The following is a 25,495-nucleotide window of genomic DNA, read 5'->3' on the forward strand; positions in this document are numbered from 1 at the left end:
AGACAGTGCAGGCAAGCAATGAGCATGATTCTTCCAGCATGGTAATGTTCCTTAATTTTTTCCCATCACAAGTTAAACTACTCAAAGACTTAGAGGCGATTCTACTTTATGAGCGTCATAATTCCTGATGACATCCTCGGAGCCTCAAACATGACTGAGGATGAACTAAAATTAGAAATTGCCATCTTACTTTACCAGCAAGGTAAAATTAGCAGTGGTAAAGTCCGAGCCTGGACAGGTATCACGGTAGTTGAATTTCAGCATGAACTAGCCAAACGTGGTTTATACACCAACTATGATGTTGAAGACTTCCAGTCCGATGTGCGGACACTGCAATCAATGGGTTTGCTGTGATTATAGTTAGCGATACATCACCGATTACAAACTTAGCAGCCATTGGTCAATTAGATTTACTGCACCAGTTGTACGGTAAGATTACCATTCCCAAAGCTGTTTATGATGAGATGGTAGGTGTAGATAAGATTGTTCCTGGTGCAGCCGAAGTACAACAGCTAGCTTGGATTCAAGCCATAGCTGTTGTTAATTCCCAACAAGTTATAAATATTCAGCAAAATCACAACAATATTGACTTGGGAGAAGCCGAAGCGATTATTTTATCGACAGAACTTAAAGCTGACTTATTATTAATGGATGAACGTCGAGGACGAGCGGTTGCTACTAGTTTAGGGCTAAATGTAATAGGTTTACTTGGAGTCTTATTACAAGCGAAAAAACAGAAACTAATTCCAGCTATTAAACCATTGATTGATCGGTTGATTGTTACTGCTGATTTCCGCATTAGCCTACAGTTGTACGAAATTGTTTTACAATCTGCTGATGAGAGTTAAGGTGCAAATGGTACATAGTCCCCTCGTAAACTGCTGCTCCTCCTTCTTCACCCTCGGCTTACACCCCGTTGATCCCTCGACTTTGGCAGAAGACAGCAGCTACCAACCGCCGCTTCCTCCAGTGCCTTGAGGTGCTGTAGCAAAGACGAGCGATCGCCTTTACCAATTTCCCCGCTTGCCAAAATCTTTTTGACAGGCTACTACTCCTGTCCCAAAACCGTTCAATTAAGCTTTTTTCTCCCTTTGCCTCCTCTGCTCCCCCTGCCTGCCTTAACAGATCAATTTCTTAACCCAAGTGTATCGACTCCTGTCCAACTTTTTTCTTTAAACGAATAGTTTTTGTTGTGCATAAAACTGTTAAGCAAAACCAAGACAGCATTACTAGGTTGTGTGCAAGGTTTTTTTAAATGCCTCTACTTTAGTTTTTGATTGTTCAAAGCTTTTGGGGCGTGGTACTTTTGGCGATGACTCCAAACGGTAATAAACCAGTTTGTGAACTGTCTTGTAGCAAGAATTTATTCCCAAGGACTGTTCTAGCCACTCGACAATTTCTTGATAACCATTAAATCCAAATGGTTCTTGCAATCTTTTATCTAATGCTTTTTCTGCCCAGTTTGGGATAGTTCTTGGTCTTCCTGGCGAAGATTTTCGTTTTAATAGTCCTTCAATGCCGCCTGTTTTGTACTGTTGAATCCACTTGTGTACTGTGACTCGATTGCGACCAATCATTTCTGCTGCTTGAGAAATTGTCTGACTATGCCTGGTTTTGAGTAAATACAATAACTGCACTCTTTCTTTAGCAATTGCTGTTTTTTGTATTGCCAGTAACTCTTTGAGTTCTGCGACAGTCTCAATAATATCTAGCTGATATACCCCTGACATTTTTCTTCCTTCATCTGCTTTTATCTGATTCTCTCATCTGTTGCCAACTTTTAGAGAATTGGTATTAGAAGTTTATCTTCAAGAATATGAAAAACTCAAGGATGAGCAAACTCAACGCATTGGCTTTCGCGACAACTTGCTTTACGTAACACTTGGGGTTTTTGGTGCAGTTATCTCTTTCGCAGTCTCTAATAAAGCTAACTATTATGCACTTCTTGTTATCCCTTGGGTTTGTCTAATTCTTGGTTGGAATTATCTAGTTAATGATGAAAAAATTACTGCTATTGGTAAGTATATTCGCCTGACTTTGGTTGAAAAAATCAAACAAGAGACTGGTAATGATGATATCGAGTCTATTTTTGGTTGGGAAATTACTCATAGAAACGACCAGCGGCGGAAACGACGCAAAATAGCACAGCTAATTATCGATCAAATAACATTTGTTTTTTCTGGAATAGTGGGATTAATAGCGTTTTGGATTTTGATACCACAACCCCTTGGGATTATTCAAGTCCTTTGTTGGATTGAACTAGTACTATTAATAGTTTTAGGTGTAGAAATTGTAATTTATGCCGATTTAGCAAAGGGTAGATGATTTTTCATTACTTAAATTTACTGTAGATACTAATGGAGAAGGGAGAAAAGATAGCTAAAAATTTCTCCCTTCCTTCAATAAAAAGAAAGTTAGGCTAACGCGGATTTTAACTCACTTTGTGCCTGTGCCAACGCCTCTGGCAACTTACTCGCATCTCTACCGCCGGCTTGGGCTAAGTTTGGTCTGCCGCCGCCGCCGCCACCGCAGATTTTAGCGATCGCTCCCACAAATTTACCAGCTTGCAGTCCTTTTTTGTTAACTTCTGGACTAAAGGCCGCAACTATACTGACTTTTCCAGCTTCGGGAACAGAACCCAGCACCACCGCACCATTACCGATTTTTTGCAATAAGCGTTCGGCTGCGGTTTTCAATGATTCTGCGTCAACGTCTTCTAATTGGGCGATGATAACTTTAAAATCGCCGACATTTTCAGCTGTTTGTAGCAAGCTGTCAGATTTTGCGATCGCCAACTGTCCTTTCAAAGATTCTAGCTGCTTTTCGGCTGTTCGCAGTTCGGTTTGCAGACTTGTGATTCTATCCGGTAATTCTTCGGGTTTGACTTTAAAGCGATCGCTCAAATCTTTAACTACTTTATCCCGCACGTTGAGATAATCCAACACCGCAGGCCCCGAAACAGCTTCAATGCGTCGCACTCCAGAAGCAACTCCCGCTTCGGAAATAATCTTAAAGACGCCAATTTCAGCAGTATTACTGACGTGTGTACCACCACACAGTTCCATTGATACGCTAGGAAAGTCGATTACTCGCACTTCTTCTCCGTATTTTTCCCCAAACATGGCAACGGCACCCCTAGCTTTGGCTTCGGCTAAAGGTAATACTTCCACTTTGGCGCTGTGGGCTTCAGCAATCCAAGTATTTACCTGTTCTTCAATTTGTTGGACTTCCTCTGCTGTCAACGCACGGGGACAGTTGAAGTCAAAGCGCAATCTGTCAAAGGAAACGAGGGAACCTGCTTGCGATATGCCATCATCGACAATTTTCTTTAACGCCGCTTGTAGTAAGTGGGTTGCGGTATGGTTAGCTTGGGCGCGACGGCGACAAGCTGCGTCAATTTGGGCAGTTACAGCATCTCCTACACGGAGTGTACCGCGTTCGATGCGTCCGAAGTGAACGAAGAAATCTGACTCTTTCTTCACATCTTCTACGCGAATCACGATGCCTGTGTTGAGCGAAGCCGAAACACCATCGCCGGAGATATAACCGCGATCGCCAATTTGTCCCCCTGACTCTGCATAAAATGGCGTTTTGTCAAGCACAATTTGTACTTCTGTTCCGGCTTCTGCTTCTTCTTGGGAAACGCCTTCTACCAAAATCGCTTCGACTTTTGCCGTCGTCGTCGGTTGGGTGTACCCCAAGAACTCGGTAGCGTGGACGTGTTCTGCTAATTTGTCGAGGGAACCTTGGACAGTTAAATCGATGGTTTCGTGTGCTGCTTTAGCGCGTTCCACCTGCTTTTGCATTTCGGCATCAAAACCCACTTCATCCACCGTCAGATGATTTTCTTCAGCGATTTCTTGGGTGAGTTCTAAGGGAAAACCGTAGGTGTCATATAAAGTAAAGGCACTTTCACCGCTAATAGAGGTTTTGCCTAGCTGTTTCACTTCTTGGATAATTTCTTCTAAAAGTTTTTCCCCTCTATCCAGAGTTTTCAGGAAATTAGATTCTTCGCGTTGCAACTCAGCTTTAATTGCTGCTTCTCGTTGCCGCACGTTGGGGTAAGCTGATTCTGTAAGAGCGATCGCAGTTTCGGCAACTTGGGTAATAAATTCACCACTAATCCCAATTAATCGCCCATGACGCACTACACGCCGAATTAATCGCCGCAACACGTAACCCCGTCCGACGTTGGAGGCGCGGATTTCATCGGCAATCATGTGGACGACGGAACGAACGTGATCTCCGATAACTTTTAGGGAAACTTTGGTTTTCTCATCACTGGTGTGGTAATCAATGCCAGCAATTCGGGCTGCTGTTTCGATAATTGGGAAAATCAGGTCAGTTTCGTAGTTATTCGGCACCTTTTGGAGAATTTGCGCTATTCTTTCCAAACCCATGCCGGTGTCGATGTTCTTGTTTTGCAGTGGCGTTAAATTGCCGCTAGCATCCCGGTTATATTGCATGAACACGAGATTATAGAACTCGATAAACCGCGTATCGTCTTCTAAATCTATATTTTCGTCGCCGCGTTCTGGGTGGAAGTCGTAATAAATCTCAGAACAAGGGCCGCAAGGGCCTGTGGGGCCGGATACCCAAAAGTTATCATCTTCGCCCAAGCGCTTAATTCTCGCTTCTGGCACACCGATTCGATCCCGCCAGATAGCAAAGGCTTCATCATCATCTTTAAAAACGCTGACGACGAGGTTTTTTGGGGATAAGCCAAAGACTTGCGTACTAATTTCCCAACCCCAAGCGATCGCTTGTTCTTTAAAATAATCACCAAAGCTGAAATTACCCAGCATTTCAAAGAACGTGTGATGGCGTTTGGTGCGGCCGACGTTTTCGATATCGTTGGTGCGGATACACTTTTGGGAAGTCGTAGCCCGCTTAAATTCTGGCGTGCGCTGTCCCAGGAATATTGGCTTAAATGGTAGCATCCCCGCGATCGTCAGCAGCACGGTTGGATCTTCAGGCACGAGGGAGGCACTTGGCAGGATTTGGTGACCCCGTTGGGCATAGAAGTCTAGAAATGTTTTGCGAATTTCGTTACCGCTGAAGTGTTGGGGATTTGAAGACATGGGAGTTTTTAACTTTTGACTGATGACGGTTGATTGATGACAGTTGACTGATGACGACGAACAGCCAACAGTTAACTATTATCTGCCTTTTGACTTTTGCTTTGGCATTAAGTGTATTTCCATAAGCAGCTTTATATATTCTTGCATTTTGTTTCATATTGCTGCCAGCCATCTGTGTGAGCTAGGAAGATTAATGCAGCGATTGTGATGCTTTTAGGCGATTTCCTGACTCTAGTAGGATGTGCGATCGCTAGGCGCTGGTTTATTCTAATCCTTAAGAAATAATTTAAAAATCCCATATTAAGGTAACAAATGGCACTAAAACTGAAAGTATCAAATATTGCTTGTGAAGGATGTGCAGAAACAATTACTGAATCAATTCATGTAATGGAACCCGATGCCAAGGTGGATGTTGATGTTAACGCTAAAACCGTTACCGTGGAATCCGCAGCATCTGAAGAATCAATCAAGCAGGTAATTGTTGCTGCTGGTTATAACGTTGAAGGTTACTAAATTTAATCTTCGTTTGTTACAAAAGTTGACATTTTAATATTTTAGGCTACGCTAACAAAATCTTTTTCTTTAATTTCCGCTCCTAATTCAGGGGTGGAATTCAACTAATTTCCCCACATTAGGGGTACATTTTGACATCTCGTTTTTTATTTAGTCTTTTTGTACATCGATAGTATTTCTCGCAAATCAAAAAAATGTGAATTAAGTAAACCAACACGAAAAATCTAAGTAGAAAAATTTTTCTGCTATTAACACGAGCAAAATACTGAATTTATTGCCTTACGAGTCCGCTCAGTAATTTTAGGGTACATCACCATGTGCAAAACTTCTTCCTACCGGAGGTAGTTTTGTAGTATTTGATTTACCTTTTTTCCTAATGGGCGATCGAAAGCTAGTCTCTAAAGGAAAAGACTCAGATGGTGGATAAGTAAATAGGTCAAATCGAACAAATATAAAGCAAATGTATGTAACCTCCGAACCCGCTTACTGAAGCTTCAGGGCGGCTAAAAGCCTCTTTTCTTTGAAGAGTCGGGTTTACACAGAGGAATGACATTCAATCGGCTTAAGTTAGTATTTTTCATATTTACAAAACTTCGGTTTTTACGGTTAAATGAAAACTTCATAAATTTTTTATTTTTGAAATTTTCAGCAATTTTGCTGGCATGGTTACTGATGATTAAAAGTTCTTTCTTATGGTAATTACCACAGAAAAATAACATCCAAGAAACTACAGCAATGGTTTATATACGGCCGTAAAATATTCAGTATTTATACTGTTTTAAAAATATTCTGTAAATAAGACATTAGTCTTTATAAATGTAAGTTTAAGCAATCGTACTAATAACGAGAAAGTCTTAAGAGGAGATTAAAAATGAGAGCTATTTTTAAATTTAGGGTTAAAAAATCATATAGCAAGAAATATAAGTGAGCCGAAAGAATTATTAAAAGTAAAAACCTCAAATAAAAAACAAAATTACCTGAAATAAAGTTATGGTCGAGGAACCATTGTTACTTCTTATTTTTTGGTTTGCGAGTTTTTACTTTCGTGCAATTCGGTAAATTTATTTTTAGATAACAAAAGCAAGCAAGTTTTACTTTAATTAATTTTCTGAGAGTTGAAATCCTGTAAAAAAGCAATGAATATTTCCATTTTGGTTTTTGGAAATAATAACTTTCGCAACACACTTCCAGATCAGATACGTTATGCGATCGCTTTTAATGTAGAAGTTATTGATAATCTAAATCAGGCGGTGTCGTACATTCAAATGACACCCCCAGATATCATACTTGTGCAGGCTAGCCTAGATGGCAGTATGGAATTGTGCAATTGGTTGAAAGATCGGACGAAGCTATCGTGGATCTACTGTATTTTGTTTGAAGATCGTCACCAACAGCTAACTGATAGAAAAAAATATGGTTGGCACAGGGAATTAGAAATGACTGCTGCGATGTTAAAGCAAGGAGCCGATGCTTATATTTGGCATCTGATTGATGAAACAGCAGAGCATAACTTGGCAGAATTGACCGCCAATCATGGGCTAATACTTGCTCAATTGACCGTTGGTTTGCGGAAGGCGCACAAATACCGAGATTTGCTTCGGACTAATGATTTATTATCAGCGATCGCCTTAGCCGATTCATTAACAGAATTAAGTAATCGCCGTGCTTTAGAATGGGATTTACCCAGGCAGATTAAAAAAGCGAGAAGTCAGAAAAGTTCCCTAAGTTTGATTATTTTGGATGTAGATCATTTCAAAAAAGTTAACGATACTCATGGGCATTTACTTGGCGATCGCCTTTTGCAGCTATTGTGTCAGCGTCTACGACACAATCTGCGTTTTCAAGACACTGCATTTCGCTATGGTGGTGAAGAATTTGTAATTCTTCTAGCTAACACTAACGGTGACGAAGCACTAATTGTAGCCCGTCGTCTCAATCGTATAGTCAGCGAAGAACCATTTGCACTCAGTAATAAACTTACAATTAATATCACCATTAGTTTAGGCACAGCCTGTTTAGAAGCCGACGATGACGAGCAAGGAGAAAGTCTGCTCAATCGTGCCGATCAATGCTTACTACAGGCTAAAACTACTGGACGTAATCGGGTTATTGGCTCCAAGTATTTATCTCATGTTCCACATTTGAAGGCTGTTTCTTCGTAAAAGTGGGAATGAGGCATTGGCCAAACAGGGCATTGGGCATGGCGCATTGGGCAAGCAGCAGGTGTGGGAGGAAGGGGAAGAGGGGGAAGCATAAATTCTCTTTCCCCCCACACTCCCCACACTCCCCACACTCCCCACACTTCTCTATCTCCCACTTGCCCTATGCCCCATGCCCTACTCCCAACTTTTCCCGACAATCTTCTACCGAACTGCGTTGTCGCATGGCATTAACTAAAGCTTCATAGTTAGACCAATTTTCTTGTAGTAGGGTTTTTGCTTGCAGGGCATGAAACCGCATTTTTTGTTGATAAACTGATTCAGAAAAACCTAAAACTGTCAAGACTTTTATTAACTTATTTTTATCATCAGCTCCACCCTCAGCATTGTTAAAAACTAAGGTTTCCGCAGCAATACCCGCCATCCAAACAGTGCAGTAGCGGTCTAGCATCTGGGCAGTGATTTTACCTACTTCTAGTTGAGATGCTAATTCACTATCATCAAACGTAACGCCGCCTTGTCCGCCTTGCCCTTGCTTCCAGGCTTCCCAAGCACTGAGGGTGTAGCCGGTCACAGGAATACCCAACAGGTGAGCAACTAAGAAATGTCCTGCTTCGTGGTGGATAATGCGATCGCGGTGTTCGCTCGAAAAACCAGCAATCCAATCCAAAAAGATAGTACCGCCCCTACCTTGTAAGCTAAAGCTGTCAAAAGTCGCTATCCCCAAAATAGCGAAGGTAGCAAGCGCCGGTACTGTTGGCGATAAGTTAAAGAATGGCCCCAACAGTGCCGATAGTGTCATGAGAAAGATAGATATTGCAACTAAATTTAGGCTAGTCTGGCTCATCGACGGTTTTCTGAGATGTGCTTAATCTTTCTTCATTATGCGCCATATCTACCACGGGCTATAGCTTTGCTTTGGGACTAGGAGGCAGGGGAGGCAGGGGGGCAGGGGAGGCAGGGGGAGCAGGGGGGCGAATAATAAATCAGTCTTCAGTCCCTTTTCTTTTTCAGACTGGGATTTGAATATTACAGCAATTTTCAGGTAAATAGACCGCGTTGTAGGGGCTTTACAGCTGTGCATTAGTGTCAACTTAAGCTCAAACGCTTGTTCCACAGGCATTTACCCCACCCCGGTTTTGCGCCAGCAAAACCGGGGTGGGGTAACGCGGATCTTGATGGTAAGTGAGTAGAACTCGCTCATCACGTTTTCACCAGGGTTTGACGTTAAGTTGACACGTATGACAGCTGTAAAGCCCCTACCAATATATGAAAAACGCTATAAGTAAAGAATTTTTACAAAAAATAGATACTCTGCATAAAGACAATTAATAACTCTGATTAGTCATCAGCAGTTTCAAACTATAAATTTTATAGAGTCATATTTATTTGTATGAAAAAACTCTCTTTAAACTTAATTCAATAACAAGCTTCCTAAGTTAGTTAACTATGTTTTAGCTAGTTAACTAACTTATTATTTTGCTTACTCAAACTTCATCAAAGCTTATGAAACCATACCTTCCTCAAAATGACCCCGACCCAACAAAACGCAAATCTTTCTTAGAGCGTAAGCAAGAAGAATACGAATTCGATTACGATTTTTTACCGCCGATGGCAATGCTTAAAGATGTACCTGCCGTCGAAAATTTTTCTACCAGATATATTGCTGAACGTGCAGTAGAAACGGCAGAGCTTCCTATCAATATGTTGGCTGTCAAAACTCATTCTTTATGGGACCCTTTGGATGAATTGCAAGACTATGAAGACTATTTTCCAGTCTTGCCTAAACCTAGTGTCATCAAAACATACCAAACTGATGACTCGTTTTGCGAACAAAGGCTGTGTGGGGCAAATCCTATGGCTTTACGCCAAATTAAAGAGATGCCTTCGGACTTCGAGTTTACTATTCAAGAATTACAACGAAAATTTGGCGAATCTATCAATTTGGCAGAAAAACTTGACAATGGAAATTTATATATAACCGATTACAGGCCGCTTTCCTTTGTTAAAGGAGGCACTTACGAAAGAGGTAGAAAGTATTTACCAACACCCTTAGCTTTTTTCTGTTGGCGTAGTTCTGGCTTTAGCGATCGCGGTCAACTTGTACCTATTGCCATTCAACTCAATCCCGCAGCCGGTAAACAAAGCCAACTAATCACACCTTTTGACGATCCTTTAGCTTGGTTTCATGCCAAACTATGCGTTCAAATCGCTGATGCTAACCATCATGAAATGAGTAGCCATCTTTGTCGAACTCACTTTGTTATGGAACCTTTCGCCATTGTCACAGCCCGTCAATTAGCTGATAATCACCCTCTTAATTTATTACTAAAACCCCACTTCCGTTTCATGTTGGCTAATAATGATTTGGGTCGCAAGCGCTTAGTTAATAGAGGCGGCCCTGTTGATGAATTGCTAGCTGGAACTCTGAAAGAATCACTACAGATTGTTGTTAATGCTTATAAAGAATGGAGCTTAGATGAGTTTGCCTTACCCACAGAAATCAAAAACCGTGGTGTAGATGATGCACAAAAATTACCTCACTATCCCTATCGAGATGATGGGATGCTATTGTGGAATGCCATTAAAAAGTTTGTGTCTGAATACTTGAATTTATACTACAAAACTCCCGAAGATTTGACAGCAGACTTTGAATTACAAGCTTGGGCGCAGGAACTAGTTTCTCAATCAGGCGGACGAGTTAAAGGCGTTCCCGATCGCATTGAAAAATTAGAACAATTAATTGATATTGCTACTGCGGTAATTTTCACTTGCGGCCCGCAACACGCTGCTGTGAACTATCCACAATATGAATATATGACCTTCATGCCGAATATGCCGCTTGCTGGTTATAAACAAATGACATCAGAAGGCACTATTCCTGACCGCAAAAGTCTATTATCATTTCTGCCACCACCGAAGCAAACTGCCGATCAATTATCAATTTTATTCATCCTCTCAGCTTACCGTTATGACAGATTAGGCTACTATGACGATAAGTTTGCAGACCCAGAAGCTCAGGATATTGTAGCTACATTTCAGCAAGATTTGAATGAGGTAGAACGAAAAATTGAGTTGAATAATAAGAGCCGTTTAATAAAGTATAACTATCTCAAACCAAGGCTTGTTACCAATAGCATCGGCATCTAATTTAACCCAATAAGCTTGGGTTCAGAAAGTTACTCTGTGTCAACAAAGGAAAGGGAAAATACCAAACTTTTCCCTTCACCTTTTCCCGACTTATACAAGAAGTCTATTCTTTATGTATTGTTTATTGTCTGACTGTAGAAGTAAATTCTATTTGTTTGCTAGCCAAAAGATATAAATTAATAACAGATGTTTTATCTATCACTAGAATGATGGCTGCTTTGGAAATTACAGACAAAATGTAACGAGAGTAAGTATAAAACTTCAAACAAGAGATGATTATGGCTGAGGAATTTAAAAAGGGCGATCGCGTTGAATGGAAAACTTCACAAGGCGAGACAACTGGCGAAGTAGTGAAGAAAGTCACCTCACCAACAGATATTAAAAAACACCATGTTGCAGCTAGTGAAGATAACCCCCAGTACATAGTCGAAAGCGATAAGACAGGAAAAGAGGCTGCCCACAAGCCTGATGCTCTTGAAAAGTTAGAGGACTAATTCTTAGCCATGAGTAAAGATACCAAATCAGTCGTTGACGAGTTTCATCAAGCTGTCAATATGACACCCAAAGAACTAGAAGCTTGGCTAGACACAGATGAGTCACAAAGTGTAGGACAAAAGGATGGCGATGACGAGTCAATTGGTCATAAATCCGGGCGGCGTATTATCGAATTGTTAGAGAAAAAAGATGACTACAGCGACGATGACCTCTCGCACATGAAGAAAGTTGTTAGTTACGTTCACCGTCATAGCGCACAGCAACCTTCGGGCGATTTGAAAGACACGCGCTGGTATTATTCTTTAAAGAATTGGGGACACGACCCGCTTAAGTGAAGTATAGCAGGGAACATAGGTTTTAAAGTTAGGCACGGGGCTATTATAATTGTGAATTCTGCTGTATTGATTTAAGGATTGTGCAATTGATAGCATATATGGTTGTTAAATTTAACTACCTTGAATGATGCATCTAGGTTAATTGTTGTTTCACCACTACCAAGAAACAAGTAGCCATCCGGCCTTAATTGTTGCTTTACCTTTTTTAGTAAATCTTTCTTGGTGACAACATCAAAGTAGATTAAAACATTGCGTAAAAAGATAACATCAAATTGTGGTAGACACGGCCAAGTTTGCACGAGATTAAATTGATGAAAATCAACCATTTGACGAATTTCTGGATTGATTTGCCAGTTATTTTCTAGCCTTTGAAAGTATCTGTCACGAATATTTTTTGGTAGTCCACGATTAATTTCCAACTGGTTATAATGCCCTTGGCGGGCACGGGCTAAAACTTTGGTAGAAAAATCACTAGCAATTAGGTTTAAAGACCAATTGACAAGCACAGGAAAATGTTCATGAATTAATATGGCTATGCTATAAGGTTCTTGTCCGTTGGAGCAGGCAGCACACCAAATATTAAGCGATCGCTCAATCGCTCTTTGTTTAATTAACTCTGGTAGCACGTATTGTTTGAGTGCTTCAAAAGGATGTTTATCCCGAAAAAATGAAGTTTCGGTGGTGACTAAAGCCTCGATTGTCTGGACGTGAAGATTATTAAACGGATGATTTCGTAAGTGAGTAATTAATTCGGCGATAGAAGCGAATCCTGATGATTCCACAATTGGCTGTAAATGTAACTCTGCCAGATAGGTTTTATCGGCAAATAATACAATCCCAGAATGCTCGCGAACTAATTGACGAAGATACTCAAAATTAGCAGTGCTGACAGCCATAGTCTGTTTCATTACAGACCTGAAATAGAAATTTGATTGTAACCAATTCTGTGCATAATTTCATCGGCAATTCGGTTAAGCGGCAAAATTTGATTGGCAAGTCCGGCATTAATCACAAAACCTGGCATTCCCCACACCACGCTAGTAGCTTTGTCTTGTGCAAGTACCTGTCCGCCAGCCTCGCGAATGCACTTACAGCCTTGTAATCCATCTTGCCCCATACCCGTAAGGATAACTGCGATCGCCCCCGCACCATAAACCTCTGCAACCGAACGGAAGAGAACATCCACGGAAGGACGACAGGAATTTTCCGGGGATGCTTGATGAGTAGCAAGGCGAACCGCAGTTTTGTCGCGTTCCACAATTAGATGATAATCTCCTGGTGCAATCCAAGCATGTCCAGGTTCTAATATCTGTCCGGGAACCGCTTCATGGATTGGAATTTGACACTTGGAGGATAATTGCTCTGCTAGTAGTTTCGTAAACATTGGCGGCATGTGTTGGACTATTAAAATCGGCACTGATAAATCAGCTGGAAGTTTTCCCAACACTACAGTTAGAGCATTAGGGCCTCCGGTAGAAACACCAATTGCCACAACTTCCACTGGCTGGTGGCTTTTAACGGGAAAAATAACAGGCTCGGCAATGGCGCTTGGTGTCCAAAATCCACCAAATACCTTAATTTTAGGAATTAGATCTTCCTGAATATATTTATTAGTTGCTTCTACACTTCCTAAGTTACTGGGTTTTGTTGCATAATCTGAAGCACCTAAAGAAAGAGCTTCAATAGTAGCGATCGCTCCAGTACGCGTAGAAGTGCTGAACATAATCACTGGCAAGTGCGGATAGATCTGTCGAATAGCAGATAGAGTTTGTAAACCATCCATTTCCGGCATTTCGATATCCAGGATGACGACATCAGGATTAACTCTGGGTATCTTAGCCAAAGCAATCCGACCATTAGCCGCAACTCCCACCACTTCTAGTTCCGGATCGCTGGACAATATTTTACTAACTCGACTCCTAACAACTACTGCATCATCAACAATTAGTACGCGGATTTTTGGCATTGGGGGCTGGGGTTGGGGGGCAGAGGGGCAGGGGGGCAGGGGGGCAGGGGGGCAGGGGGCAGAGGGGCAGAGGGGCAGGGGAGGCAGGGGAGGCAGGGGAGTAAAGTTCTGAGGTTTATTAATGAATATCAAACACTCATTAATGGAGTTCTAAGGTTCATTAATGAATATCAAACACTCATTAATGGAGTTCTGAGGTTTATTAATGAATATCAAAGACTCATTAATGGAGTTCTAAGGTTCATTAATGAATATCAAAGACTCATTAATGGAGTTCTGAGGTTCATTAATGAGTATCAAACACTCATTAATGGAGTTCTGAGGTTCATTAATGAGTATTAAACACTCATTAACGCAGTTCTGAGGTTCATTAATGAGTATCAAACGCTCATTCTTACTTCCCCTGCCTCCCCTGCTCCCCCTGCCCCCCTGCCCCCCTGCCCCTCTGCCCCTCTGCCCCTCTGCCTCCCACTAATATTTAAACTGGTTGATGACTTTGTGCAAATCTACTGCCATACGGGATAGTTCTGTGGCTGCCTCTAATGTATTGCTGGTGCCAGCTGTGGTAGTTTGAGTATTGAGCGCCACAATTGCGATACTTTTGGCAATATCTGATGTTCCTTTGGCTGCCTCGGCGATATTTCGACTAATTTCATTTGTTGTTGCTGTTTGCTCCTCAATAGCGCTGGCGATGGTGTTTTGTAAGTCGTTGATTTGGTTGATAATGTCGGTAATCTGAGTAATGGCTGCAACGGCATCCTTTGTATCTGTCTGAATCGCTTCAATTCGCTGGCTAATATCTTCGGTGGCATTGGCGGTTTGTTTGGCTAATTCTTTTACCTCGTTTGCGACTACTGCAAATCCTCTGCCTGCATCTCCGGCTCTTGCGGCTTCGATGGTAGCGTTGAGTGCTAGCAAGTTTGTTTGTCCGGCGATCGCAGTAATTACTTTGATGACTTTACCAATTTCAGTACTGCTTTGAGCGAGTTTGTTAATTGTCTGGTTAGTGCGATCGGTTGTTTTAACTGCCTCAATGGTAACTTTTGCGCCTTCGGTAACAGTCTTAGCAATTTCTCGAATGCTGGCATTCATTTCTTCCACCGCCGTCACAACTGTATTGGTATTTTGACTTACCTGTTCGGCAGAGGCGGAGGCTAAAGTCGCCTGTTCGGCTGTTTGTTCGGCGTTGTGAGTCATTTCTTTGCTAACTGCGGTTAGTTCTTCTGAAGAAGAAGCCACTGCTGTTGCGACTTCTGTCATCTGTCTAATGGATGACTTCAGGCTGGTAATCATCTGATTTGCATTACTGGTAAGCTGCTTAAACTCTCCTGTATTGCTAGCCTCGATTTGCTTGGACAAATTTCCTTGGGCAACGGCAAGTGTTACCTGATTAATTTCTGTTATTTGCTCTTTTAAATTCAGAGACATTTGATTCAAGTTGTCTAGCAATTCTTTCCAACTTCCCGTTGCTGCTTTCACAACTGCTTGAGAACCGAGCTTGCCTTGAATGCTAATCTCTGATGCCATGCGAGTAACTTCGCTAGCAAAGTTTTGATTGAAACTCACCAATTCATTAAAAACTGAGGCAATTTCACTCAATTCATTATTTTCTACTGATAACCGAACGCTAAAATCACCATTTTTTGCTGCTTTTAATCCTACTAATAAAGCTTGCAATTGGGCTTTTGAGATTTCATTCTCGGTCGCTTGCGGCTCTGTATTTTCCACAGAACTAGATTTAGAGGTTTCTGTTTTTCTAGCCCGATTTGTAGTCATTGTTCAACGCTCCTCAATTATTCAATAACCTGACTTGTAAAATTAACATTTAGAATTTTTTGTGCGTCTAAAACTAGCAAAAATCCCTCTGGAAGTGGGTAAGCTCCTGCTAGCATTCGCCGCATTTTACCTTTTAATGTTGCGGGTGGGGGTTGAAAGGTGTTTTGGGGAAACTCTAAGACATCTCCAACATCATCCACCAGCAGACTAACTATTTCATCGTCAGAACATACAATGATATTAAATCCCTGGGCTACATCGACAAGTTTTGTAATTGATTGTGTCTCTGGCTGGCTGATTTCTAACCGATATTGCAAATCGATAACAGTAATAATTTGTCCGCGTAAATTAATCAACCCACAGATATCTGGCGGTGCTAAAGGTACAGGAGTGATTGCTTGGGTGCGAATCACTTCTTGAACATGTTGTACATCAATACCAAAGTAAACTCCTTTAAGAAAAAAGGTGCAAATTTTTTGTTCAACCATGAGTAGGAAAGGGCAGGGGGGCAGGGGAGGCAGGGGAGGCAGGGGGGCAGGGGGAGATGAGATTAATGATTCATCAACCAAGGTGATGGATGATTAATCATATTTACTAGACCAGATAAAACTTGGTTGTAACTTGCGTAAAGTTCTCGTCCTGTCTGCACATCTATATAGTTGCATTTGACGGCAAATTCGATCCAAGTGTGAGTTTCAGATGCTTCAGCTTGTCTACGACACGCTTCGCGAACACAATCATTCAATTTAGCTACAAATGCTGCTTCATAACGGCGTTTCCGCCAAGCTTCGGCCATATTGGCACATACTGAACGAGAAGAACGACGAATTTGGTCGGTTAAAGAATATCGTTCCTCTACAGGAAACTTTTTTGTTAGCTCAAAAATTTTCATTGCTGTTTCAAAAGCAATTTTATAAATTCCCAAGTCTTTATGGTCTTTAATAGCTTGTTTACTCATTATCTTCCCCCACTGCTTCCTCTACTCCCCATACTCCTTGCCTCCCCTGCCTCCCCTGCTCCCCCTGCTCCCCCTGCTCCTAAGTAAGGGTTAGCGATGCGAATTACAGCCTCAATGTCGAGAATCTCTGTAATTTGTCCCTGAATGACAGCGCACAAAAGCACGCCAGGCCTGCTAGGAACGCCTTTTATTATTAGTGGTTCTTCTACAATGTCGAGAATGCGGTCAACCACTAGCGCAACACTAAGTTCTGAATTGCTAGAGACAATGACTATCTGGATTTCGCCCATATCTTGATGCTCAAGTAAATGGCGATCGCTATGCAAGAATATTTGATGGAGGTCGATGAGTGGCAGAATTTGACCGAAAGATTGTAAGACATACTGGTTACCCACTTTCTCGACAGCAGAAGCTAAAATTTCTTCGATTCGCAAGGCATTTGCTAGAAGAATGCCCATACGTGCGCCTTGGGGGCCTTCAAATAGTAAGATGAGTTGGCGATCGCTCTGTTGCTCTTGGCTATTTCCGGCGTTTTGGCTGAGTAATTGCTTTTTGGCAGTTACACCAGAGTGGTTTGCCAAACCAACAACATCAATAATTAATGCTACTGAACCATCCCCTAAAATTGTCGCTCCGGAAAATACCGATAGCGCCTTTAACTGTTTTCCTAAAGGTTTGACAACAATATCCTGGATGTCTTCAATTGTGTCTACGAGTAATCCAAATTGAAAGTTGTCAACTTGAATAATTACAATACTCACAGTTTCTGAGTTGGTCGCACTATTAGGCAACTGTAATACTCGATTGAGATCGACTAATGGCACGAGATGACCCCGCAAGGGATACACAGGCACATCGTAAAACATCTCAATTTTATCAAGTGCCGCCTGTGTTTCTAGGCGTACTAACTCTTGTAAACTCTCTTGCCCAATAGCATAGCTATTGCCGCCACTTCTAACAAGCAATGCCGGAATAATTGCCAATGTCAAGGGAATTTTGATTTTAAATGTTGTTCCTTGTCCCTGCTGGCTATGAATTTCGATGGTTCCATTAATTTTTTCAATATTGCTCTTGACAATATCCATTCCCATCCCTCGCCCGGAAAGGTTAGTCACTTGTTGAGCAGTGGAGAAGCCGGGTAAGAAAATTAAGTTTATCGCTTCTAACTCGCTCATGGAGTTAGCCTGCACAGCATTGATTAAACCAAGTTCTTGCGCTCGTTGTTTGAGTTGTTTGGCATTGAGACCGCGACCATCATCGCCGATTTCAATATTTACTTTGCCGTTTTCATGAAAGGCTCTGAGAAATAGCTTGCCACAAGCTGGCTTTCCACAAGCAACTCGCTGGGATGGTAACTCAATTCCATGATCGATGCAGTTACGTACTAAGTGAGTTAACGGATCTTTAATTGTTTCAATAATATTTTTGTCTAGTTCGGTATCTCCCCCCTGCATTTCCACCTCAACTTCTTTACCGTCAGCGATGGCTAAATCGCGTGTGACGCGAGGGAACTTTTGCCAAATAATACTAATTGCTTGCAGCCGAGTTTTCATCACCCCTTCCTGCAATTGCCCTGTAAGTAGGCTCAATTGCTGGCAGGTAGCACTAAAACTAGGATCTTGAAACTGGTTACTAAATTTAAGGATTTGATTGCGGGTTAAAACGAGTTCGCCTACCAGGTTCATAACCCGGTCTAATAAATTAACGTTGACTCGAATATGAGAAGATTCTGATGCGATGATGGTTGATTCAGCTTCATCATTGAGATCGACAGACTCAGGATTTGTTGTATCTGTTTGTGTTGACACTTGGGTGTTAACAGGCAATTGAGAGATTTCCGGTGTTTGTTCAGTTTCCTGCAATTGCGTTATAGTTGCGATTAGGGCTGAATAATCGCGATCGCCTTCATGCTTAGTAGCTGCGATTTGAGAAAGAATTTGCCTAATACTGTCAACTGTTTGTAGTAAAGTACTAATAATCTCAGGGGTTATTGCTAATCGGCGATCGCGCAGACACGAAAGCAAATTCTCGCCAGCGTGGGCAAGCGACTCCAAATGAGGGAATGGTAAAAAGCCACAGTTTCCTTTGAGGGTGTGGAGCGATCGATAAATCCGAACTAATGCTTCTCCATTGACAGAGGCTTTCTCTAGCTCAATAATATCTCGTTCAATTTGATTTAGATTTTCATAGCTCTCAACGAGAAATGCTTCTATATCATCATCGTCAATCTCATTTGACTCCATTGCACTAATAAACTCAAAATCTATATATCTTATGTTAATACTGATTTGATTTTAATTTTAAACAATATCTTCCCTTGGATAGATGTTTAGTTTTATAATTCATTTGTAGTAGAAAGTTAACTGAAATTGTAAAATTATATTTATTCGTTATTTGATAATCAAATTGATGGCATTAGTTTTAATTATCGATGATGCATCCTTTTCTCGCAGAATGATCCGCAAGTATTTGCAAGTGGATGGTTATGAGATCCTAGAAGCAAGCAACGGGCGGGAGGGATTAGAAATGGTTCATAACTATCAGCCAAATTGTGTGTTAGCGGATCTTCTCATGCCAGACATGAATGGGTTTGAATTTCTGGAAGCCATGAAAGCAGAAGAATTAAAAATTCCCATAATTATCATCTCAGCTGATATCCAAGAAGGATCGCGCAACCAAAGCTATAACTTGGGAGCGGCGAATTTTATTAATAAACCGGTGAAAGAAAATGAATTGCGAAAGGCAGTCCAAGCAGTTGTTAATACTAAGGAATAAACTTTGATGAATGTCACAGCAGAAGAACTGGATGCCTTACAAGAATTAATTAATATTGGAGTTGGTAGAGCAGCAAGTCTACTGAATGAGATGGTAGATTCTCATATTCAACTAGAAATTCCATTGTTGAAAGTGTTAACTGTTTCAGATGCCTATCAAGAATTAGCACCGCGATTTCATGATGAAAGCTTGGCAACTGTAAGACTAGGCTTTACAGGTTCTTTCTATGGCACTGCTGGCTTGATTTTTCCAACTGATAGCGCCTCAACATTGGTTTCAGTGCTTACAGGCGAAGAACCAGGGTCAGCAGATTTAGATGCAGTGAAAATTAGCACCCTCAGCGAAATCGGTAACATTGTCATCAATGGAGTAATGGGTTCGCTCACTAATGTGCTAAAGCAACATGTGAACTATACATTGCCCATATATTTAGAAGATACAATTGAAAATTTATTGTTATCTACCGATGAAAACAATTCAAAAATTTTAGTGGCACAAGCTAGATTCGCAATTGAACAATTAGAAATTCTTGGAGATATTCTTTTAATCTTTTTGGTAGGTACTTTCGATGTGTTGATTAATGCAATAAACGAGGAGTTACAAATAATATGATAGAAAGTAGTCAGAATTTGAATTCAGAATTCTGAATTCGTGAAGAATCTGGCGTGAAGGCAATATTCAAAACCTCACAGACTTGCTAAGTAGGTAGAGGTTTAAAACTCCCATAAAACTGCCTCCTGCCTGGTTGTTGAGCGTAGTCGAAACACTACCTTCTGCCTGGTTGTTGAGCGTAGTCGAAACACTGCCTCCTGCCTCCTGCCTTATACTTATCAGAGTCTGTGACTTTGCCCTTGAATTGTGAATTATTTTTGATAAAATACCAGTAAAATTTGCTACATACATAAAAATATTTAAACTTGCGATCGCACAATGAACATCATCGAACAAGCTCAGGAAAAATTTAGCCTTTTAGATAAAATTCCTTTAGGAGCTTTTGTTCTACAGTCAAATTATATTGTTTTATTCTGGAACAGTTGTTTAGAGGAATGGACGAAAATTTCTAGAGGCAAGATTTTGGGAAATTCTATTCATGAATATTTTCCTCATTTGAATCAGCCTCGTTATACTAGCCGTTTGTGCCAAATTTTTGAAGGCGGGCCGCCAGCAATTTTTTCTTCTCAACTGCATAAATATATTATTCCTGTAACATTATCAGAAGATAGATATCGCATTCAACACACAACTGTTACCACTGTGCCTGCATTCGATGGAGATGGATTTTATGCTTTATTTTCCATTGAAGATTTCACAGATTTAACCTTCAGAGTTCAGGAATATAAAAACCTCAGAGACCAAGCTCTAGCGATCGCAGAAGAACGCCAACGCGCCAAAGAAGTTGCCGAGACAGCAAACCGGATTAAAGATGAATTTTTGGCAATTGTTTCTCACGAACTCCGTTCTCCTTTGAGTCCGATTTTGGGTTGGTCAAAGTTACTGAGAAATCGCTCATTAAATGCAGCTGCGACTGCTCGTGCGCTTGAAACCATCGAACGAAATGCTCAATTACAAGCTCAGTTAATTGAAGACTTGTTAGATATCTCCCGCATTCTCCGGGGTAAACTAGCACTTAATTTAGAAACCGTTAATCTGATTTCTACTATTGAAGCTGCCTTAGAGACAGTGGAATTGGCAGCAGAAGCAAAATCAATTCAAATTAATCTTCATTTAGATAAACAAATTGGACAGATAAAGGGTGATAGTAGTCGCATTCAACAAATTATTTGGAATCTGCTTTCTAATGCGATTAAATTTACACCAGTTGGCGGACAAATCAAAGTTTATTTACAACAAATTAATTCTCAAGTACAACTGAAAATTAGCGATAGTGGTAAAGGTATTAGTCCTGATTTTCTGCCACACGTATTTGAGTATTTTCGCCAAGCAGATAGTGGTACAAACCGAAGCTATGGTGGATTAGGACTTGGTTTAGCAATTGTGCGCCAATTAGTTGAGTTACATGGCGGTACAGTGTCCGCAGAAAGCCTTGGAGAAGGACAAGGTGCGACATTTACAGTTTGCCTTCCGCTACTTCAACCAAGTCTGCAATTAGGAAGCAAAGATAGCAATGCATCACACAATCCTTATCCATTGTCTATACTTTATGATTCGCTAAAAGGAATACATTTGTTAGTTGTGGATGATGATGCTGATACCCGTGAGTTTTTAGCCTTTCTATTAGAACAACAGGGAGCGGTGGTTACGGTAGCCGCATCAGCAAATGAAGCTCTGAATGCAATTATGAAATCAAAGCCAGATTTACTGTTGAGCGATTTAGGAATGCCAGAAGTTGATGGATATACGTTGATTCGGAAAATAAGAGCAATGCCCAACAAATTAGGAGCAGAAATTCCGGCGATCGCTCTAACTGCTTACGCCGCAGAAACCACACAAAAACAGGTGTTTGCAGCCGGATTTCAACTCTATATCTCTAAACCTGTCGAGCCTTCAAAATTGATCGCAGCGATCGCATCACTCGTTAAAATATAACCTGAAATAAGGCGATTAAACAATTTTTATATAGTTGCGAATTAGTTTTGCTCAGATGCAAAATCATTCAAATACTACTGTCCGATTACCATAGACTAAGACACGATTTTGCAAATGCGATCGCACTGCTCTAGCTAATACAACTCGCTCTAAATCTTTGCCCTTTCTCACCAAATCTTCTACTTCATCTCGGTGGCTAACTCGCACTACATCCTGTTCAATAATTGGCCCCGCATCTAAATCGGCAGTGGCATAATGAGCAGTTGCACCAATAATTTTGACACCCCGTTCAAAAGCTCGGTGATACGGATTTGCTCCGATAAAAGCTGGTAAAAATGAGTGATGAATATTGATAATTTGCGGAAATTTTTTAATAAAATCTGCGCTCACAATCTGCATATACTTGGCTAATACAACTAAATCGATTTTGTATTGGCGGAGTAATTCTAATTGTTGAATTTCTTGTTCGAGTTTATTTTCTTTAGTAATCGGAATATGCTTATAATCAATACCAAATTGCTCTGCTACAACCTTTAAACTAGAATGGTTGCTGATAATTAAAGGAATTTCAGCGATAAATTCTTTAGCACGTTGTCGCCAAATCAAGTCAAATAAACAATGGTCTTGGCGACTTACCCAAATAGCAATTCGGGGTACAGTATCAGAAAAATGCAGTTCCCATTTAGCACCTAAAGGTTGAGCGATCGCATTAAAAGCCGGTGCAATAAACTCTCGCGGTAAATTGAATCCATCTAACTGCCATTCAATGCGGGTAAGGAATAACCCAGCAGCAAAATCTGTATGCTGATCTGCATGGATAATATTACCACCATTAGAATAGATAAAATTCGCAAATTTCGCCACTAGCCCCCGGCGATCGGGGCACGAAATTAGCAATGTTGCTGTTGGATTGGTCATAGAATTTTAGATTTTAGATTAAAAATAGAAAAAATAGCCATATTTGAAGTAGGGGCTAACAGATGTTAGCCCCTATTGAAGGTTATATTAACAGACAGGAGAACTCTATGATTGCCTATTTGGCTTTTGTGGGAGTCGGTAGAGGCAGATTGCTTGGCAAAGGTGTTGATTTAACATTATCTACGGGTTGTTTCCACTCAGATAATTCCCGATTTACGGCATTTTCAAAATCTATAGGTACTAATAGCACATTTTCATTACCATCGGGTTTTGTAGTCGTGTCAGTTTGAGCATATAAAAAAACCCCATTAAAGTTTTGTTTTCCTAAAATTAATTGATGTTTTTGCTGATTTTTCAGGGTAATATTAATAGTTGCTTGTGGTGGATCTAAAGCGAATTGTCCAAGTTGATTTGCTGGAGTTGGCAAAGTGCGATCGCTCTTACCTTTGACCAACAAATCTGTCAAATAAGAAACAATAGCGTCATTTGCTGGTTCCGATATTGGAGATTTAATTAACCATTTGGGATTATCAGATTGATTGCTACGTTCCAAATTCAGAGTGAGTTTTTTTGTCTTTACTGTTAAAGCTTGCACATCATCTTCGGCAAAAGAGAAAATTCGCTGCTTTTCCTCTTTAATTTCTTGTCGCTGAGTGGCACCTTTAATTTCATAGAAATAAACAAAACTCCCTAAACCCAGCGCTAGTAGTACCAAAATTAAAGTTGTTCGTGGCAATTTCATTTTTTCGTCATTAGTCATTAGTCATTAGTCATTGGTCATTGGGCATGAGGTATGGGGAAAGGGAAAGGGGTAAGGGGAAAAGGTGAAAGATTAAATTTATTCCTTTTCCCTTTAACCTTTAACCTCTCCCCCTGCCCCCCTCTCTCCCCACACTCCCCACACTTCTCTATCTCCCCATCTCCCCACTCCTTTTTTACCTTCGTTTCCACCAGAGAATAAGTGCTGCTGCAAATCCGCTGAGGGGTAAAAGTAATAAAGATGACAGTGTTAAAACATTGCCTTCGTTACTTGTTAGAGTTAGTCGGCGATTGTTCGGTTCTTTGGGGCGAATAGAAAGGGGTTGCTTATCTTGTTGATTGAGCCAAGTAACTGAGTTGAGAAATACATCTCCATTTAGTTGCCTATCAAACAACCCATCGGTGGCAAAGTTAGAGTTTCCGAAAACGACCAGCCTTGACTCAGTAGGTGTTTGAGATGAGGGAGAGAGGGGAGATGCGGAGGATGCGGGGGTGGAGGAAGTTTTGTTTTGGGTGGTTGGTGATGGTAGCGGTGTAGGTGTCGGTGTCGGCGAAGTTTTGTTTTGGGTAGTTGGTGATGGTAGCGATGTAGGTGTCGGCGTAGGCGAAGTTTTGTTGGTAGTTGGTGATGGTAGCGATGTAGGTGTCGGCGAAGTTTTGTTTTGGGTGGTTGGCGATGGTAGGGGCGTAGGCGTCGGTGTCGGTGTAGCGGAAGTAGATTTGGGTGTTTGTTTTCTTGTTAAGGCAACACCTAAGGTGAGAGGCCCTTTGAGGTCTTTATCTGGATTAAATTCCAATTTTTCGCTTTCTAGATCGCTTTCTGCCCAGCTAAGGGGATACTGTTTGGTTCGCAGTAAAGGAGTAGCTTCAACACCGGGTACAGGTGTAATTTCCAGAGGTCGGGCAATGGGATAAAAAGAAATATCGTTGCGGAAATCTTTGGTAATCGGATGTTGTCCGTATTCTGTCACCAAGGGCGCAGCAGGGCCAAGTCCCACGACGTTTTCACTTGAAACATCCACTGCTAAACGAGTATCCAAACGAACGCCCCACTCTTTTAACAAGCTGTCAAGTTTGGGATCGGTATTAGGATCTATCATTAACAGTAAGCTACCGCCTCGATTTAGATATTCTTGCAAGGCTTTGACTTCGGCTTCAAATAGCCCTCGTTTGGGGCTAGCTACTATAACAACAGCTGCATCTTGAGGAACTTTTGGGTTTTCTACTAGACTCAGCGGTTCTGTTATGTAGTTTTTATCCTTTAATCCCTCAATTGCTTGTGATATTGCACCTTTAGCTGCTGAAAGTTGGCTTTCGCCATGACCTTGGAGTAAGTAAATTTTGGTTGTTATTGAACTTGTGAGTTTTTGTAGCCGACTAGTTAATCTGATTTCTGAAAGGCGTTCATTTTGATTGAGTGTTTGTATTAATTCTCTTTTATTCCCATATTCTAGGTAAACTTCGCCATAATCTTTGGCACCAATTTTTTCTGCCAGCCCTGGTTTAAGCTGAGGATCGACATATTCAAAATTAAACTTTGAGCTTTGTCGGCGATAATTTTCTAATAATTGCAGGTCTTGGGGATTTTGGTTAATATCAAACACCCAGATTTTAACTGGCTGTGGCAGGGCTTTCACCAATTCCTGCGACTGAGGTGCAAGGGTGAATAATTGAGTTTCTGTTAAATCTGCCCGGAAGTTATAGCGAGTTCCCAAAAAATTAATTAATCCCAAAATTGTTAATACTGCTAGAGTTGCCACTAAGGCATTTGTCCCAGCTTGGGTAGAACGGCGCTTCCATAAATTAGTTTGGTAGCTTTGCCATATTATCCACGACCCAATAATGACAATTCCCGCAATCAAGAATGCTAGTGAAATTAATCCCCACTGTTCAGAGACTAACCCTACTGTTAACCCCACGGTAATTAAGAACGGGCCTAGCCAAAACAGATATTTCCACAGTTTTTTATTTGCAACTATCTTCATAATGATTTGTCATTGGTCATTGGTCATTGGTCATTTGTCATTTGTCATTGGTCATTGGTCATTGGTGATTTGTCATTG

23 protein-coding genes are annotated in these 25,495 nt (G+C 41.0%); 11 read left to right on the forward strand and 12 right to left on the reverse strand.

Annotation, left to right across the window (positions count from 1 at the left end):
• Positions 1-108: 108 nt before the first annotated feature.
• Positions 109-354, forward strand: a complete 246-nt coding sequence (locus NSTC745_RS20950) for a UPF0175 family protein (protein ID WP_445632657.1) — start codon at positions 109-111, stop codon at positions 352-354.
• Entirely contained in the window at positions 351-848 is a 498-nt protein-coding gene (locus NSTC745_RS20955; RefSeq protein WP_445632658.1) for a DUF3368 domain-containing protein, read from the forward strand. Before NSTC745_RS20950 ends, NSTC745_RS20955 begins: the two co-directional genes overlap by 4 nt.
• A gap of 381 nt (positions 849-1,229) precedes the next feature.
• Here the strand turns inward: NSTC745_RS20955 and NSTC745_RS20960 are convergent, their stop codons facing one another.
• Complete coding sequence (locus NSTC745_RS20960; RefSeq protein WP_445632659.1) at positions 1,230-1,730, reverse strand: helix-turn-helix domain-containing protein; 501 nt, start codon at positions 1,728-1,730, stop codon at positions 1,230-1,232.
• A 40-nt stretch (positions 1,731-1,770) separates the two neighbouring features.
• Between NSTC745_RS20960 and NSTC745_RS20965 the strand changes: the two genes are divergently transcribed.
• A complete protein-coding gene (locus NSTC745_RS20965; protein ID WP_445632660.1) occupies positions 1,771-2,325 on the forward strand; it encodes a hypothetical protein in 555 nt (184 codons plus the stop codon).
• Between the two features lie 89 nt (positions 2,326-2,414).
• On the opposite strand, the gene alaS is transcribed toward NSTC745_RS20965, so the two are convergent.
• Positions 2,415-5,081, reverse strand: a complete 2,667-nt coding sequence (gene alaS / locus NSTC745_RS20970; protein WP_445632661.1) for an alanine--tRNA ligase — start codon at positions 5,079-5,081, stop codon at positions 2,415-2,417.
• 312 nt (positions 5,082-5,393) lie between these two features.
• On the opposite strand from alaS, the gene NSTC745_RS20975 reads away from it, so the two are divergent.
• Positions 5,394-5,594: a heavy-metal-associated domain-containing protein gene (locus NSTC745_RS20975; protein WP_096538771.1), complete on the forward strand. Its 201-nt coding sequence runs from the start codon at positions 5,394-5,396 to the stop codon at positions 5,592-5,594.
• A 1,136-nt stretch (positions 5,595-6,730) separates the two neighbouring features.
• Positions 6,731-7,756 carry a diguanylate cyclase gene (locus tag NSTC745_RS20980; RefSeq protein WP_445632662.1) on the forward strand — a complete coding sequence of 342 codons (1,026 nt, stop codon included), beginning with the start codon at positions 6,731-6,733 and terminating at the stop codon, positions 7,754-7,756.
• 160 nt (positions 7,757-7,916) lie between these two features.
• Here NSTC745_RS20980 and NSTC745_RS20985 read toward each other — a convergent pair whose 3' ends face one another.
• On the reverse strand, positions 7,917-8,600 hold the full coding sequence (locus NSTC745_RS20985) for an ATP-dependent Zn protease (protein WP_445632663.1): 684 nt from the start codon (positions 8,598-8,600) through the stop codon (positions 7,917-7,919).
• A 659-nt stretch (positions 8,601-9,259) separates the two neighbouring features.
• Here NSTC745_RS20985 and NSTC745_RS20990 point away from each other — a divergent pair.
• The 3 genes from NSTC745_RS20990 (at position 9,260) to NSTC745_RS21000 (ending at position 11,733) form a co-directional block, all read left to right on the forward strand.
• A complete protein-coding gene (locus NSTC745_RS20990; RefSeq protein WP_445632664.1) occupies positions 9,260-10,903 on the forward strand; it encodes a lipoxygenase family protein in 1,644 nt (547 codons plus the stop codon).
• 278 nt (positions 10,904-11,181) lie between these two features.
• A complete protein-coding gene (locus tag NSTC745_RS20995; RefSeq protein ID WP_445632665.1) occupies positions 11,182-11,397 on the forward strand; it encodes a hypervirulence associated TUDOR domain-containing protein in 216 nt (71 codons plus the stop codon).
• 9 nt (positions 11,398-11,406) lie between these two features.
• The gene (locus NSTC745_RS21000; RefSeq protein WP_445632666.1) at positions 11,407-11,733 is read left to right on the forward strand and encodes a DUF3140 domain-containing protein; all 327 of its coding nucleotides are present in this window, start codon (positions 11,407-11,409) and stop codon (positions 11,731-11,733) included.
• A 71-nt stretch (positions 11,734-11,804) separates the two neighbouring features.
• Here the strand turns inward: NSTC745_RS21000 and NSTC745_RS21005 are convergent, their stop codons facing one another.
• From NSTC745_RS21005 to NSTC745_RS21030, 6 genes are all read right to left on the reverse strand, one after another.
• Positions 11,805-12,641 carry a CheR family methyltransferase gene (locus tag NSTC745_RS21005; RefSeq protein WP_445632667.1) on the reverse strand — a complete coding sequence of 279 codons (837 nt, stop codon included), beginning with the start codon at positions 12,639-12,641 and terminating at the stop codon, positions 11,805-11,807.
• Positions 12,641-13,699, reverse strand: coding sequence for a protein-glutamate methylesterase/protein-glutamine glutaminase (locus tag NSTC745_RS21010; RefSeq protein ID WP_445632668.1), 1,059 nt, complete (start codon positions 13,697-13,699; stop codon positions 12,641-12,643). Before NSTC745_RS21010 ends, NSTC745_RS21005 begins: the two co-directional genes overlap by 1 nt.
• A gap of 471 nt (positions 13,700-14,170) precedes the next feature.
• On the reverse strand, positions 14,171-15,475 hold the full coding sequence (locus NSTC745_RS21015; protein ID WP_445632669.1) for a methyl-accepting chemotaxis protein: 1,305 nt from the start codon (positions 15,473-15,475) through the stop codon (positions 14,171-14,173).
• 17 nt (positions 15,476-15,492) lie between these two features.
• Positions 15,493-15,963 (reverse strand): chemotaxis protein CheW, encoded by a 471-nt coding sequence (locus NSTC745_RS21020; RefSeq protein WP_445632670.1) that lies wholly within the window; start codon positions 15,961-15,963, stop codon positions 15,493-15,495.
• A 62-nt stretch (positions 15,964-16,025) separates the two neighbouring features.
• Entirely contained in the window at positions 16,026-16,433 is a 408-nt protein-coding gene (locus tag NSTC745_RS21025) for a four helix bundle protein (protein WP_445632671.1), read from the reverse strand.
• Entirely contained in the window at positions 16,433-18,676 is a 2,244-nt protein-coding gene (locus tag NSTC745_RS21030) for a chemotaxis protein CheW (RefSeq protein WP_445632672.1), read from the reverse strand. The genes NSTC745_RS21025 and NSTC745_RS21030 overlap by 1 nt, the downstream gene beginning before the upstream one ends.
• 166 nt (positions 18,677-18,842) lie before the next feature.
• On the opposite strand from NSTC745_RS21030, the gene NSTC745_RS21035 reads away from it, so the two are divergent.
• From NSTC745_RS21035 to NSTC745_RS21045, 3 genes are all read left to right on the forward strand, one after another.
• Entirely contained in the window at positions 18,843-19,208 is a 366-nt protein-coding gene (locus NSTC745_RS21035; RefSeq protein ID WP_445632673.1) for a response regulator, read from the forward strand.
• A gap of 6 nt (positions 19,209-19,214) precedes the next feature.
• Entirely contained in the window at positions 19,215-19,820 is a 606-nt protein-coding gene (locus NSTC745_RS21040; protein WP_445632674.1) for a chemotaxis protein CheX, read from the forward strand.
• Between the two features lie 318 nt (positions 19,821-20,138).
• A complete protein-coding gene (locus tag NSTC745_RS21045; protein ID WP_445632675.1) occupies positions 20,139-21,755 on the forward strand; it encodes an ATP-binding protein in 1,617 nt (538 codons plus the stop codon).
• Positions 21,756-21,818: 63 nt separating this feature from the next.
• Here NSTC745_RS21045 and purU read toward each other — a convergent pair whose 3' ends face one another.
• From purU to NSTC745_RS21060, 3 genes are all read right to left on the reverse strand, one after another.
• Positions 21,819-22,673, reverse strand: a complete 855-nt coding sequence (gene purU, locus NSTC745_RS21050) for a formyltetrahydrofolate deformylase (protein ID WP_445632676.1) — start codon at positions 22,671-22,673, stop codon at positions 21,819-21,821.
• A 115-nt stretch (positions 22,674-22,788) separates the two neighbouring features.
• Positions 22,789-23,415, reverse strand: a complete 627-nt coding sequence (locus tag NSTC745_RS21055) for a DUF4340 domain-containing protein (RefSeq protein WP_445638651.1) — start codon at positions 23,413-23,415, stop codon at positions 22,789-22,791.
• A 193-nt stretch (positions 23,416-23,608) separates the two neighbouring features.
• Entirely contained in the window at positions 23,609-25,417 is a 1,809-nt protein-coding gene (locus NSTC745_RS21060) for a GldG family protein (RefSeq protein WP_445632677.1), read from the reverse strand.
• Positions 25,418-25,495 lie beyond the last annotated feature (78 nt).

The sequence above is a fragment of the Nostoc sp. DSM 114161 genome, from assembly GCF_052692665.1.